Genomic DNA, 14,220 nt, shown 5'->3' with positions numbered 1-14,220 from the left:
GAAGGCCGTGTTCCCCGGCAGCCCCGGCCACCGGAGCTGTCCGGATTTCGCTCCCTGGAACGGAGACTGCCGTCAAGGGCAGTCGTCCACCGACACGGCCCTGCTCCCGTCGGCCGAGGCCTCCGCCCTCCGCAGCCTTCGCCCTCCGCGGCTCTGGGACCGGCGGCCCGATGCCGACTCCGCCGGCCGGATCACCGGGCGGCATGCGAACACTCCCTCGTGCGCGGTCAGTTGCCGCCGTGCTCGGTGTCGGGCTCGGCCCGCGGCCCGTCCGCCGACCGGTCGGGCCTGTCGCCGGGAGGGGCGGCCGGGGGAGTCTCGGCCGTGCGGTCCGGTCCGTCGGGTCCCTGGGCGCGGACCCGCTGCACGTGCTCCAGGGAGTCCCGCAACTCCGTGAGCCAGTCGTCCGCGTGGCGCTCGACGAGGCGTACGCACCAGGCGAGGGCGTCGCTGCGGCTGCGGGCGACACCGGCGGCGATCAGGGTGTCGAGCACCTGCCGCTGAGGCTGGCGCAGCCGGGTCATGACGGGGGCGGCGACATGCGTGAACAGAGCGCGTTCGGCGCCGCACTCGACGCCCCAGGAGACCTTCTTGCCGAAGCGGTGCTCGGCCTCCCGCGCGACGGCCACGCGGGTGTCGCGGGTGCGCTCGCGGAACTCCTGGACGCGGGAGCCGACGGCCGCCTCCCTCTCGGCGTCCGAGGCGCCCTCGGGGAGCCGGGGCTCCGGGATGCGGCCGACGACGGTGATCTCCTCGCGGTCGACCGTGACCTCGCCAAGGCTCTCGAAGAGGTCGTCGGGCAGGCGGCCGGCGAACCAGCCGCGCATTTTCTCGTGTTCGGCTGTAATCATGTAATCACGATTACTCTTCGACGGTCGGGGCGCAAGGGGTCCGTGCTCAGCCTGAAGCGGAATGTTTCAGGCCTATTGCTGAGCAGCGCATATCCGGCCAGCGCGTCACCTCGGCGGCCCGGCGCCCGCCCAGTTGCAGGGGCAGCCTGTTCGAATTCCGTAACTTCGCGCCACTGATTCAACACGCAAGGTTACTGAAACGCGTGGGGTCGACGTGTGTTTCCGTCGCGAACTCGGCAGACTCGCGCTCGCCGAACCGGCACAGACCGAGTTGGTTCGGAGACACCCGAGCGGAAGGATGCACACAATGCCGAACACCGCGCGCTGGGCAGTGACGATCACGCTGGCGGCCACAGCCGTCTGCGGTCCCCTCACCGGGACCGCCCTCGCCACCCCTTCGCCGACCGCGCTCTACGCCCCCTCGTCCCTGGTGCTCACCGTGGGCCACGGCGAGATCGCGGCCGAAGCCGTACCCGAACGCGCGGTCACCCTGAGCTGCGCGCCGACCGCTTCGGGGACCCACCCGGCCGCCGCGTCGGCGTGCGGTGAACTGCGCGCGTCGGGCGGGGACTTCAACGCCCTGCCGGCCAGAGACAACGTCATGTGCACCCGCGAATACGATCCCGTCGTCGTCACCGTCGACGGAGTCTGGCAGGGCAAGCGGGTCTCCTACGAACGCACCTTCTCCAACGAGTGCGTGAAGAACTCCTACGGGACGACCGTCTTCACGTTCTGAGAGACCGGGGTCGCGCGGTCTGTCCGAGTGCGCCGACGGAGGCCCGCGGATGCGGATGGGGAGTGCGAGTCCCGTCGCGGACAGCCACGCAACCTCGCAACAGGGGCCGGCGGAGACGGAGTGGGGCCGTCTCCGCCGGCCCTGGCGTCATTGAGGAGCGCTGATGCGCCAGGCCCCCACCTCGTGGTGACCGGAGTCCTGGATCGCCGACCCGTCGCCCGGCTTCAGCTCGTAGTGCTGGAGGTTCCCGCCCCAGTAGCGCAGGATCCGCCCCAGTTCCCGGGCGGCGTTCCCGTCCCAGGCGGTGTCTCCCATGTCGACCTCGAGAGTGAACTTCATGCCGAGCGCTCCTTTTCCGCTGCTGCTTCTGCTGTTGCTTCTGCCGTGTCGCGCCATGCCGTGGCGCCGCGACGTCGGCCCGCGTCGCCTTCCATGAGGTGACGCGGCGCCTTCCCTGCCTTCAATCGTTTCATTGAATTGCTTCGTGAGACTTGGGATGCCTCTGCTCCAGGTCGAGGTCTCGTCGTACTCTGAAACCCTCAAATGGAGCTTCAGAGAAGGTGCGAGGAGTCAGAGGTGGGCGAGCGACTGCGGGCCGTCGATCTCGCGCGTGCGGCCGGCGTCTCCACGCAGCAGGTCCGCAACTACGTCGAGACGGGCCTCCTGCCGCCCGTGGAGCGCACGGAAAGCGGCTACCGGGTGTTCACGGACGTACACGCCCACGCGCTCACGGCCGCCCGCGCGCTGGCCGCCGGTCACGGCTGGCCGACGGCGGGGGCCATCATGCGGGCCGTGCACGGCGGCGACCTGGAGACGGCCCTTGCAGCACTGGACGCGAGCCACGCCGAACTCCACCGGGAGCGGGGCGAACTCGCCGAGGTCCTGGGGGTCCTGGGCACCTTGACCACGCTCGACACCCTGCCGGCGGACCGCGGTGGTCTGCGGATCGGGGAAGTGGCCGACGTCGTCGGCGTCCAGACCCCCGTGCTGCGCCTGTGGGAGACCCGTGGCCTGCTGCGGCCCACCCGCGAGAAGTCCACCGGATACCGCCGCTACTCGGCGTCCGAGGTCCGGCTGGCGCGGATCGTCGTCCTCCTCCGGCGCGGCAACCACCCCTTCCCCGCCATCGGTTCGGTCCTGTCCGAGCTGCGCTCCGGCGGCAGCCCCGAGCGCGTACGGGCCGAACTGGCCGGACGTGAACGCGAGTTGCACCGGCGGAGCCTGACCCGGCTGCGGGGCTCGGCCGCCCTCGACGCGTATCTCGAACACCGTCGGAAAACGTTTCAATAGATCTCCGCAGGTCGGCAGGCGTGCCCTGCCAGGGCCAACTTGCCGTGTGTGTCAGAGGTGTTGACCCCACGTTGGAAACGTTTTAATTTCCCCTCACCCGACAACCAGAGGTGAGGAGGGCCCGTGGCCGTGGAGGTGCGGGACAGTGCAGGTAAAGAGGCGGTGACTCCTTCCCGTCGACACCCGAACGGCGTGCGCAAGGAGAGAAAAGGTTTTCACCGGCGCAGCGGTCGGACGCTCTTCCTGCTGATGCTGCCCGGGCTCGGCTACTTCCTGCTGTTCCACTACGGGGCACTGGCCGGCAACGTCATCGCGTTCAAGGACTACGTGCCCTTCGACGGCATCTGGGGCAGTCCGTGGGTGGGCCTCGGCAACTTCCAGCGGATGTTCCAGGACACCGAGTTCTGGGACGCCGTCCTCAACACCCTCTGGATCGCGGTCCTCCAGATCGTCTTCTACTTCCCCGTGCCGCTGGCTCTCGCCCTGCTGCTGCACACCCTGACCTGGAGCACCGTCCGCCGCTTCGTGCAGTCGGTGGCGTACCTGCCGCACTTCATCTCGTGGGTGATCGTCGTCGCCCTGTTCCAGCAGGTCCTCGGAGACACCGGTCTGGTGAACGGCTATCTCGGCGACGCGGGCCTGAGCACCGTCGACATCATCGGCAACCCCGACGCCTTCCGGCCGCTCACCGTCGCCCAGGTGATCTGGAAGGACGCCGGCTGGGGAACGATCATCTTCCTCGCCGCGCTCTCCCAGGTGGACGAGCAGCAGTACGAGGCCGCCGCCATCGACGGCGCCGGACCCTGGCGGCGTTTCTGGCACGTCACCCTGCCCGCGATCCGGGCCGTGATCGTGCTGCTCCTCATCATGCGTCTCGGCGACATCCTCTCCGTCGGCTTCGAGCAGATGCTCCTGCAGCGCGACGCGGTGGGCCCGGAGGCCGCGGAGGTCATCGACACCTTCGTCTACTACCAGGGCCTGGTCGGCGGCGACTACGGATACGCGGCCGCCGCCGGCCTCTTCAAGGGCGTGGTCGGAGCGCTCCTCGTCTACGCGGCCAACAAGGTCGCCCACCGGCTCGGCGAACAGGGGATCTACAAGTGAGCGCACACGTCCGGCCCGCCTGGATGGAGAAGCCCGGGCCGGTGACCCAGGCGGCGAAAGCCGTGGCGCTCACCTCGGTCGTCCTCCTGGTGTGCGTGCCGTTCCTCGTGATCCTCTCCACCTCGCTCGCCTCGCCCAAGGAGGTGGTCGACAACGGCGGCTGGGTGCTCTGGCCGACGAGCCCGACCACCAAGGCGTACCGCGACATCTTCGAGGGCGGCATCGTCACCCATGCCCTCGGCGTCAGCGCGGGAGTGACCGTTGTCGGCACGATGCTCAGCCTCTTCTGCACGGTCACACTGGCCTACGCCCTGTCGCGTCCCGGGGTGTTCGGCGGCCGGCCCATGCTGCTCCTCGTCCTGTTCACGTTCCTCTTTCCGCCCGGCATGATCCCCAGCTTCCTGCTGGTCAAGGAGCTCGGTCTGCTGGACTCGTACGGATCGCTGGTCTTTCCCGTGCTGATCAACGTGTTCAACCTGGTGGTCCTGCGCGGCTTCTTCCAGTCGATCCCCGAGGAGCTGTACGAGGCCGCCCGGCTGGACGGCGCGGGGGACTGGCGGGTCCTGTGGTCCGTCGTGCTGCCCCTGTCCAAGGCGGCCCTCGGGGTCGTCGGCCTCTTCTACGCGGTGGCCTACTGGAACTCCTGGTTCTACGCCTCGCTGTACCTGGAGAGTGACCACTGGCCGCTCCAACAGGTGCTTCGGACCTATGTGGTGGCCGGCTCGGGACTGACCGACACCGCCACCAGCGAGGGCGCCGTGAACGCCCCGCAGACCGTCCAGATGGCCGTCCTGGTGATCGCCACCGTGCCGATCCTGCTCGTCTACCCCTTCCTGCAGAAGTACTTCACCAAGGGCGTGCTCACCGGCGCCATCAAGAGTTGAGCGCCTCGCTGGTGCGGCGCTCCGGGTGCGGGCCGGTTGTGGCCGGCCGAGCAGGTCCCCGCGCCCCTTATAGGGGGGGTGCCGTTCCGCACCGGGCTTCACCAGTTCCACCAAGCCGTCCGTCAACAGCCAGTCGTCCAGAGCTGGGAGAAGACACGTATGTCCGGTTCATCGTTGTCCCGCCGTGCCCTGATGCGTACCGCCGCCGTGGGCGGTCTCGCGCTCGCCGCTCCGACCGCCCTGACCGCCTGCTCCACGGAGTCCGGCGACGACGGGGTGTCCAACGCGGGCAAGGACCTCGCGCCCTGGCCCGCGTACAAGGCCTTCGCAGGGCCCAGGCCCGACCTGGCGCCGACCGAGGAAGGCGTCCAGTCCGGCTACACGTCCTACCCCTCCGACCTGGCGAAGTCGGTCTCCCGCACACCTGGGGACGGCTCCACGGTCAAGGTGATGTCGGTGTCCTTCGGTACGCCGCCGAAGCCGGCCTCGTCGAACCGGTTCTGGCAGGCCGTGGAGAAGGCGCTCGGCGTGAAGATCGAGTACACGGTCATCTCGCAGGCGGACTACCAGAAGAAGATGGCCACCGTCATGGCGGGCGACCCCGGTCAACTGCCGGACATCATCAACATCTTCTCCGGGTTCGCGCTGCCGCGCGAGGCCCAGTTCGTCCAGCGCCGCGCCGAGGACCTCACCCCGTTCCTCTCCGGCGACGCGGTCGCGGACCATCCGAACCTCGCGAACATTCCCACCCACGCCTGGCGGGACATGGGCCGCATCGGCGGCCGGATCTACGGCATCCCTCTGGAACGCCCGCTGCCCGGCTCCACGCTCTGGCTCAACCAGGAGTACTTCGAGGACGCCGGAATGAAGGAGGGCTGGACGGACCAGGACTTCGCGGCGGTCGCCAGAAAGGGCACGATCGGGCGGAAGTACGCCCTGGGGGCGGCGGTCGGGTCCGCGTTCGGCGACGGCTTCCACTCCGCGGCCCACGGCGTCAGCGCACGGGGCTGGTCGGTGAAGAAGGACGGCACGTTCCTCCCGTCCGCCGCCGACGAGCGCTACAAGGAGATGCTCGACTTCCAGCTCCGGCTGCGCAAGGCGGGCTCCTACCACCCCGACGCCACCTCGATCTCCCAGCCGGACATGATCGCCCTCTACCTCAACGGAACGGTCGGCTCCGTGCAGGACGGGTTCGGCGGCTACCTCCCCAAGTTCCTCGACAGGACAAGGAAGTTCACACCCGCGGCCGCCCTCCCGTACAGCGTGGGCGGTACCCCCGGAGGCATCGTCGCGGCACGCCGCTCGTTCGGCTACACCATCCTCAAGAAGGCGAAGAAGGAGCGCGTCCAGCTGCTGCTGCGGGTACTCGACTACCTCGCGGCGCCGTTCGGCAGCAAGGAGTGGGAACTCGTCCACTACGGCGTGGAGGGCACCCACTTCACGCGGGCCGAGGACGGCTCGCCCGAGCCGAGCGACCTCGGCCAGGTCGAGAACAACACCAACCTGCCGCTCAAGTACCTCGCCGAAGGGCCCCAGGTGCTGTTCGTGCCCGGGCTGCCCGAGGCGGTGAAGGCCCTGCACGCCTGGCAGACGAAGACCGTGCCGGCAGCCATCCGCAACGCCTCGTACGGGCTCCAGTCCTCGACGTACACCTCCCGGGGCACCACCCTCGACACGCTCCTCAAGGACACCGCCACCGGGATCGTCGCCGGCCGGACACCGCTGTCCGAGTGGGACGCGACGGTCAAGAAGTGGCGTCAGCGCGGTGGCGACAGAATGGCCGAGGAGTTCGCCAGGGACTACGCCGCCAACAACTGACGTGGCACGTCGGGCGGCTGTGAGGGGAGACGCGGGGGAGATGGGCAACGACATGGCAGAGGCGGAGCCGACGGCGAAGCGGCGCGTGACCATCCGCGAGGTCGCCGAGCGGGCGGGCGTGTCCATGGCCACCGTCTCGCGCGTGCTGAGCGGCAACCACCCCGTGCCCGCGTCCACCCGGGCCCGGGTGCTGCGCGCGGCCCGAGACCTCGACTACGTCGCCAACGCGCACGCCCGCGCCCTCGTCGGCGGCGGACGCAAGATGGTCGCCGTCGTCCTGCGCCAGGTCACGAGCCCCTTCTACGCGCAGGTCGCCGAGGGCGTCGAGGCCGAGGCGGCCGCGCGGGGCTGGCTGTGCCTGGTCGGCACCACCGGCGGGGACCCGCAGCGCGAGCTGGAGTTCGTGCAGCTGATGCGGGAGGAGGGCGCCCGGCTGGTGGTGCTGGTCGGCGGGGTCGTCGAGGACGACGCCTACCGGGAGCGGGTCGCGCACTACGCGCACGCCCTCGACTCGTCCGGCGCGCGCCTCGTGCTGTGCGGACGGCCCGCCCCCGACCCCGACATCCCGGCCCTCGTCGTCGAGTTCGACAACGAGGCCGGCGCCCACGCCATCACCGGCCATCTCCTCTCGGCGGGCCACCGCAGGATCGTGTTCCTCGGCGGGCTGCCGGGGAACACGGCCCTGGACGCGCGTGTCGCCGGGTACCGGGCCGCGCTCGCCGAGCACGGCCTGCCGCCCGAGGCCGCCCATGTCGTCGACTGCGGACTCGGCCGGGCGGCGGGCCATCGCGCGATGACCCAACTCCTCAAGGAGACACCGGACTTCACCGCCGTCTTCGCCGGGGACGACATGGTCGCCGCCGGCGCACTGCGGGCCATCTCCGACGCCGGACTGCGCGTGCCCCACGACCTCTCGGTCGTCGGCTACAACGACATCCCGCTCGCCGAGGACTTCAACCCGCCGCTCACCACCGTGCGCACGCCCGCCGAGGAACTCGGCCGGGCCGCCGTACGCATCGCCCTGCGCGACCCCGAGCACGCCGCGGGCGCCCACCACCTGCTCGGCACCCACATCGTCGTACGCGACAGCGTCCAGCCGCCCCCGCCCGACGCCACCGCGCCCGAACGCCCTCACTGACGGAGGACCCACCCCCGTATGACCGCGCCGCACGTGTCGCTCACCGGTTCGACGCACTCCTCCCGCATGCCGCCCCCCGACCCCGCCCTGTCACCGGTCACCGGCTGGACCCGCGCGCACTGGGAGGCGATGGCCGACCACCTGCTGGACGCCCTGCGCCCCTACGCGTCACGGGACTTGGCGCACTACCGGCTGCCCGGCCGGGCCGGCCACTCCGGACCCTGGTCCGACGGCCTGGAGGGGTACGCCCGTTCGTTCCTGCTCGCCGCCTGCCGGATCGCGGGTGCCGGCGGGCGCGTCCCGCCGGACCTCGTCGAGCGGTACGCGGCCGGCCTGGCCGCCGGTACCGACCCGGACGGGGCCGACCGCTGGCCGCCCATCACCGACCGGGGCCAGCCCATGGTCGAGGCCGCCTCGATCGCCATCGCCCTGCACGAGACCCGGCCGTGGATCTGGGACCGGCTTGACGACGGGGTACGCCAGCGGGTGGCGGCCTGGCTCGGCGGGTTCGTCGGAGCCGAGACCAACGACTCGAACTGGCGGCTCTTCCAGGTGGTCACGGAGGAGTTCCTCGCCTCCGTGGGCGCCCCGCACAGCCGTGCGGAGATCGACGGGGGACTGGCACGGCTGGAGGACTGGTACCGGGGCGACGGCTGGTACACCGACGGCGACGGCCGCAAGTTCGACTACTACAACGCCTGGGCGCTGCACCTCTACCCGGTGCTGTGGGCCCGGATCGCCGGGTCCCGCGCGGACGCCGCACTGACAGCCGTCCACAGGGCCCGGCTGAGTGAGTTCCTCGGCGCGCACCAGTACTTCTTCGGGGCCGACGGCGCGCCCGTCCACCAGGGCCGATCCCTCACCTACCGCTACGCGACGGCCGCCCCGCTGTGGGCCGGCGCGCTCGCGGACGCCACCCCCCTGCCGCCCGGCCGTACACGCCGGCTCGCCTCGGGCGCGCTGAAGCACTTCGCCGAGCGCGGGGTGCCCGACGAGCGGGGACTGCTGAGCCTCGGCTGGTACCGGCCCTTCCTTCCGGTCACCCAGCGCTATTCGGGACCCGCCTCGCCGTACTGGGCGAGCAAGGCGTTCCTCGGCCTGCTGCTGCCCGCCGACCATCCCGTGTGGACGGCGCGTGAGGAGCCGGGGCCGGTGGAGACGGCCGACGCGTGTCTCGCGCTGCCCGCGCCGGGCTGGCTGCTCCACTCGACCGCCGCCGACGGGATCGTACGACTCGTCAACCACGGCAGCGACCGGCTGCCGCCGCCTCCCGCCGATGCCGAGGACAGCCCGCACTACGCGAAGTTCGCGTACTCCGGCGCCACGGCACCCGACACCGCGGCGGACGGTTCCGCGGCGGGGCCCGACAACCACATCGCCCTGCTCGCGCCGGACGGGGGGGCCTCCTCGCGGCGCGGCCGGATTCATCCTCTCGGCGTCGCGGGGCGCCGCGCGGCGTCCTGGCACCGGGCCGTCCTGCCGGGGTCCGGGGAGGGGGAGGGGGAGGGGCACCGCATCGAGACGACCAGCGTGGTCCACGGGCCCTGGGAGGTACGCGTGCACCGGGTCGAGGGACCGGCCGGAGCTGTCGTGCGCGAAGGGGGGTGGGCCGTGGCCGACGACAGCGGGCCACCGCTGCGGGAGACGGGGCCCGGATGGGCATCGGCGCGTCGAGCGGACGGCCTCACGAGCGCGCTCGTCGCCCTGCACGGCTGGGGCGGGCCCGGCTCCGGCGACCTGCCGTGGGGCACGGTCTCGCCCGGGCGGGCCGTCAACGCCTGCGGCGAGTACTCCGCCACTCCCTGCCTGCGGCTGCCGTCGCACCCGGGCGGGGTCCACGTCCTGGTCACTCTCGTCGTCCTCGACGCCGACCCGGCACGGTCCTGCGAACCCGGGCAACTGCGGTCGCGGGCCGGGGCGTTGGTCACTCCCGGGGGGGCGGTGGTGATCCGCTTCCCGGACGGGACGCGGGAGGACGTTCCGCCGGGGGAAGGAAACGGCCAGGGAAACGGCTGAGGAGGCCGGACGAGCGCGCCGGCCGGCGGATCGCGTATTCCGGTTCACTCGACTCGGTGAATTTCAGCTGCAGCAGTTGACTTTTGGTCTTTGTGTTTGTTCAACCTGCCCTGTTCATGGGGGTGTTGTCGCCGTAAAGTCGCCGTGCTGGCTCAGTTCTCGGCCGCACCACTCGTACGTACGACTGTCTGGCCAAGGAGGGTTGGCGGTGGCAACGCCGGTACGCGCTTCGTCGGACGGGCCTGCGCTGCTCACCGAGCACGGACCCATGGAACCCGTTCGCGAGATGGAGTTCACGGCCCGTTTCTCCCGTGCGGACGGAGAGTTCGCCGCCGAGGCGGCCGCCGTGGCGGTGACGCAGGTGATCGACGCCCCGCTGTCGTTCGTCTCCCCGGTCCTCGACGCGGGCTGTTCCGCGAGCAGGTGTCTGCTGGCGCGCAGCGCCGCCGACATCTGCCGGATCGTCCTCACCGCGGACCGTTCGGGCATCACCGTGGCGGCCACCGACGACGTCGCGGTCTCGCTGGACGCCGGCGACCCGTCCGGCGCCAAGAACCTGCCGCTGCTCGCCGTCGTCGACGGACTGAACGTGCACCACGGCCCCGACGGCCATGTGTGGGTCGTGTGGAAAGGGTCGTGGCGAGGTGACGGCTTCGCCCCCGACGGGCCCGCACAGCCTTAATGCATATGATGTGCAAGTGCGTGACTACTGCATAAAGACGGCGACCCCCGACGATCTCGACGGCGCCCGGTCGGTGATGCTCGACACCGTGTACCGGGACTTCGGCACCGGGTACGTACCGCGCTGGCACCGGGACATCGTCGACCTCGACGGCGCCTACCTCACGCCCGTCCGGCACACCCTGCTGGTCGCGGTCGACGAGCGGGACGGGTCGGTGGCCGCGACGGCCGCGCTCGACTCCCGGGGCCCGGCCCACCCGCCCAACCCGCGCCACCTCGCCGAGCGCTACCCCTCGGGGGTGACCGCCCAGCTGCGCCGCGTGTACGTCCGCCCCGGTGACCGCAGGCAGGGCCTGGCCCGGCAGCTCGTCGGCCGGCTGCTGGACTTCGCGGCGACCGCCGGCGGCTATCACGCCGCCTATCTGCACACCGACCCGACGGTGCCCGGCGCCGAGGCGTTCTGGCGTTCGCTGGGCAAGGCGGTCCACGACGAACGCGAGGAACCGGGGGGCCAGGGAACCCTGCACTTCGAAGTCCCCCTGCCCTGACGACGCGGCCCGCTCGCACGACGTACCCCCACGATTGAAAGAGATCATGCGCTCTGTGCCGCGCCGGCGCCGGTTGTTCGCCGGCCTGCTGCTCGCCCCCCCCTGCTCACCGGCTGCTTCGCCTCCGAGGGCGGTGACACGTCCTCCGGCGGCTCGGCAGGCTCCCGGCTGAAGGTCGCGCTCGCCTTCCCGCCCGCCGAGAATGTCTCCCCGTACGGCGCCGACGCCACCCTCCTCAGCAGGCTCGGCGTCACCGAGGGCCTGACCCGTCTCGACGCCAACGGCGCCGCCGCTCCCGCGCTCGCCGAGTCGTGGCGCCGCGAGAACGACCGCGACTGGCTGTTCACCCTGCGGGACGCCGCGTTCCAGGACGGCGCCGAGGTCACGCCGAAGGCCGTCGCCGCGTCCCTGGCCCGAGCCGCGGGCGCCGAGCCCCCGACCGCCGCCCTGTCCGGTGTCGAGCTCACCGCCGAGGCCGCGGGCGGCCGGACCGTGCGGGTGAGCACCGCCGATCCGGACCCCGCGCTGCCGCTGCGGCTGTCCAGCCCCGGCCCGGTCGTCCTGTCGGCCGACGCGTACGCGAAGAAGGACCGGGTCAGCCCGGTCGGCACGGCCACCGGCCCCTTCGAGCTCACCCAGGTCACCGGCGCCACCGCCGCCACCCTCGAGCGCTTCGGCGACTACTGGGGCGGCCGCGCCCAGGCCTCCGGCGTCGACGCGAGGTTCATAGCCGACGGCACCGCCCGGACCAACGCGCTGCGCACCGGCGAGGTCGACATCGCCGAGGCCGTGCCCGTCTCGCAGGCCGCCTCCCTCGACGAGGCGGCCCGCCGTGAGACGGCCACCACCCGCACCACGAGTGTCCTCCTGAACAGCAGGTCGGGCGCCTTCAGGGAGCCGAAGGCACGGGCCGCCGCCCGCGAGGCGATCGACACCGCCGTCTTCGCCAAGGACGTCTACGAGGGGCATGCCGACCCAGGCGCCGGAATCTACGGTCCGGCCCTGACCTGGGCGGCCGACAAGAGGGTCGAACCGGCCGGCCGGGCACGGGCGGCGACCGACGGTGCGTCGATCACCGTGGCCACGTACGACAACAGGCCCGAACTGCCCGAGGTCGCCCAGGTCCTCAAGCAGCAGCTGGACAAGGGGGGCTTCAGGGTCGAGCTGGAGGTGCGCGATTACTCACGGCTGGAGAGCGACGCGCTGGCCGGGAAGTTCGACGCGTTCGTCTCCGCCCGCAACACCATGCTCGACGCCGGCGACCCCGTCTCCATCCTCGCCAGTGACTACACGTGCGACGGCAGCTACAACCTGGCGCTGCTGTGCGACCGGACGGCCGACAAGGCCGTCGCCGAGGCCGAGAAGGTCACCGACACCGCGAAGCGGCAGGACGCGGCGATGACCGCCGAAGCGGCGGTCCTCGGCACGGACGCCGTCGTGCCGCTGGTCCACCAGCGGATCATCACCGGCGTGGGCGCCAAGGTGCGCGGTGTGCTGCTCGACCCGTACGAGCGCAGCCTCGTCGGCGTCGGCACGCGCCGCTGACAGCGGGCGGTTCCGGCACACAAGGAGGGGCCGCCGTCTCCCTGAAGACGGCGGCCCCTCGGCTTGTGGCGGACTCACATGTGGACGACCGGTGCGGCGTCCGGGTCCTGCTCGGGGACTCCGCGGCGGTAGAGCAGGAAGGCGATCACCGCGCCCGCGAGGAAGAAGCCGGCCGACCACCAGAAGGCGGTGGTGTAGCTCTCGATCGTCGACCGGGCCCGGACCAGCGGGTCGGTCGCGTCCTTGCCGGCCAGGTAGCCGGTCGCGGCACTCGCGGCGAGGGTGTTCAGGAGCGCGGTACCGATGGAACCGCCCACCTGCTGCATGGTGTTCACCGTCGCCGAGGCGACACCCGCGTCCTCCGCGGCGACCCCGCTCGTGGCCAGGGCCATCGCGGGCGGCATCACGATGCCGAGGCCGGCGCCGATCAGGATCAGCTGCGGCAGCACGGCGGTCGAGAAGTCGGAGTCGACCCCGATGCCGGTCAGCCAGGCCATCGCGACCGCGGCGAGCGCGAAGCCGGCCGGGATGACGGTCTTCGGTCCGATGCGCGGCACCAGGACCGTGGTCGACACCTGCGCCATGACCATCAGGGCCGCCATCATCGGCAGGAAGGCCACACCGGTCTTCGTCGGGCTGAAGCCCAGGTTCAGCTGCAGGTAGTAGGTGAGGAAGAGGAAGACGCCGAACATGCCCGCACCGGTCACCAGGACGGCGATGAACGAGGCCGCGCGGGTACGGTCCAGCAGGACACGCATCGGCAGCAGCGGGTGTGCGGAGCGGGTCTGCCACCAGCCGAACACCGTCAGGAGCACTGCGCCCGCCACCAGGAAGCCCCAGGTCTGGGGTGAACCCCAGTCGTGGGTCTCGGCGTTGGAGAATCCGTAGACCACGGAGAACAGACCGGCGGAGACCAGCAGCGCGCCCGGCAGGTCCAGCTTGGAGTTCGCGGCGTCGCGGTGGTTGTTCAGCAGGACCCAGCCGCCCGCGAAGGCGACGACGGCGAAGAGGACGTTGACGTACAGGGTCCAGCGCCAGTCCAGCGCGTCCGTCAGCACACCGCCGAGCAGCAGTCCCAGCGCGCCGCCCGCGCCGGCGATGGCGCCGTACACGCTGAACGCCTTGGCGCGCTCCTTGGCGTCGGTGAACGTCGTGTTCAGCAGGGAGAGCGCGGCGGGTGCGAGGAGGGCACCGAAGACACCCTGCAGGGCGCGCGCGGCGACCAGCATGCCGAAACTGTTCGCCGCGCCGCCGAGCACGGAGGCTCCGGCGAATCCGGCGACACCGATGAGGAAGGCGGGCTTGCGCCCGAAGAGGTCGGCGATCCGGCCGCCGAGCAGGAGCAGCGAGGCGAAGGCGAGGGCGTACGCAGTGACGATCCACTGCCGGTTGCCGTCGGAGAAGCCGAGGTCGGCCTGGGCCGACGGCAGCGCGATGTTCACGATGGTCGCGTCCAGCACCACCATCAGCTGCGCGATGCCGATGATCGAGAGGATCCACCACCGGTTCGCCGCCGGGGCGGTCGTGCCCGGTGAGTCCGGTGTGCCCTTGCGGGCGCCTTCGGACAGGGTCTGGGTCTTGGACATGGGAGCACCACTCCAGGGAGAGT

At 71.4% G+C, this 14,220-nt stretch carries 12 protein-coding genes and 1 pseudogene; 10 read left to right on the top strand and 3 right to left on the bottom strand.

Features of this window, described 5'->3' with window-relative positions:
• Positions 1–227 precede the first annotated feature (227 nt).
• Positions 228–851 (bottom strand): hypothetical protein, encoded by a 624-nt coding sequence (locus tag O1Q96_RS29980; RefSeq protein WP_269251135.1) that lies wholly within the window; start codon positions 849–851, stop codon positions 228–230.
• Between the two features lie 307 nt (positions 852–1,158).
• On the opposite strand from O1Q96_RS29980, the gene O1Q96_RS29975 reads away from it, so the two are divergent.
• Positions 1,159–1,587, top strand: coding sequence for a protease inhibitor (locus tag O1Q96_RS29975; protein ID WP_269251134.1), 429 nt, complete (start codon positions 1,159–1,161; stop codon positions 1,585–1,587).
• A gap of 147 nt (positions 1,588–1,734) precedes the next feature.
• On the opposite strand, the gene O1Q96_RS29970 is transcribed toward O1Q96_RS29975, so the two are convergent.
• Positions 1,735–1,926 carry a hypothetical protein gene (locus O1Q96_RS29970; protein WP_269251133.1) on the bottom strand — a complete coding sequence of 64 codons (192 nt, stop codon included), beginning with the start codon at positions 1,924–1,926 and terminating at the stop codon, positions 1,735–1,737.
• Positions 1,927–2,163: 237 nt separating this feature from the next.
• Here O1Q96_RS29970 and O1Q96_RS29965 point away from each other — a divergent pair, with 237 nt between their 5' ends.
• The 9 genes and pseudogenes from O1Q96_RS29965 (at position 2,164) to O1Q96_RS29925 (ending at position 12,611) form a co-directional block, all read left to right on the top strand.
• The gene (locus O1Q96_RS29965) at positions 2,164–2,877 is read left to right on the top strand and encodes a MerR family transcriptional regulator (RefSeq protein WP_269251132.1); all 714 of its coding nucleotides are present in this window, start codon (positions 2,164–2,166) and stop codon (positions 2,875–2,877) included.
• A gap of 249 nt (positions 2,878–3,126) precedes the next feature.
• Positions 3,127–3,981, top strand: a complete 855-nt coding sequence (locus O1Q96_RS29960; RefSeq protein WP_217453548.1) for an ABC transporter permease — start codon at positions 3,127–3,129, stop codon at positions 3,979–3,981.
• Positions 3,978–4,865: a carbohydrate ABC transporter permease gene (locus tag O1Q96_RS29955; protein ID WP_269251131.1), complete on the top strand. Its 888-nt coding sequence runs from the start codon at positions 3,978–3,980 to the stop codon at positions 4,863–4,865. The genes O1Q96_RS29960 and O1Q96_RS29955 overlap by 4 nt, the downstream gene beginning before the upstream one ends.
• Before the next feature lie 159 nt (positions 4,866–5,024).
• Entirely contained in the window at positions 5,025–6,683 is a 1,659-nt protein-coding gene (locus O1Q96_RS29950; protein ID WP_269251130.1) for an extracellular solute-binding protein, read from the top strand.
• A 40-nt stretch (positions 6,684–6,723) separates the two neighbouring features.
• The gene (locus O1Q96_RS29945; RefSeq protein WP_269251129.1) at positions 6,724–7,821 is read left to right on the top strand and encodes a LacI family DNA-binding transcriptional regulator; all 1,098 of its coding nucleotides are present in this window, start codon (positions 6,724–6,726) and stop codon (positions 7,819–7,821) included.
• Between the two features lie 18 nt (positions 7,822–7,839).
• A complete protein-coding gene (locus O1Q96_RS29940) occupies positions 7,840–9,837 on the top strand; it encodes a DUF2264 domain-containing protein (protein ID WP_269251128.1) in 1,998 nt (665 codons plus the stop codon).
• Between the two features lie 208 nt (positions 9,838–10,045).
• On the top strand, positions 10,046–10,519 hold the full coding sequence (locus O1Q96_RS29935) for a hypothetical protein (RefSeq protein ID WP_269251127.1): 474 nt from the start codon (positions 10,046–10,048) through the stop codon (positions 10,517–10,519).
• A gap of 16 nt (positions 10,520–10,535) precedes the next feature.
• Complete coding sequence (locus O1Q96_RS29930) at positions 10,536–11,066, top strand: GNAT family N-acetyltransferase (RefSeq protein WP_269251126.1); 531 nt, start codon at positions 10,536–10,538, stop codon at positions 11,064–11,066.
• 46 nt (positions 11,067–11,112) lie between these two features.
• Positions 11,113–12,611: pseudogene (locus O1Q96_RS29925) on the top strand (ABC transporter substrate-binding protein).
• A 74-nt stretch (positions 12,612–12,685) separates the two neighbouring features.
• Here O1Q96_RS29925 and O1Q96_RS29920 read toward each other — a convergent pair.
• Entirely contained in the window at positions 12,686–14,197 is a 1,512-nt protein-coding gene (locus O1Q96_RS29920; RefSeq protein WP_269251125.1) for an MFS transporter, read from the bottom strand.
• Positions 14,198–14,220: the final 23 nt, after the last annotated feature.

It is taken from the genome of Streptomyces aurantiacus, from assembly GCF_027107535.1.
Lineage (GTDB): Bacteria > Actinomycetota > Actinomycetes > Streptomycetales > Streptomycetaceae > Streptomyces.
Note: the sequence above shows the minus strand (reverse complement) of the source record. Positions and strands in the feature narration are given on the sequence as shown.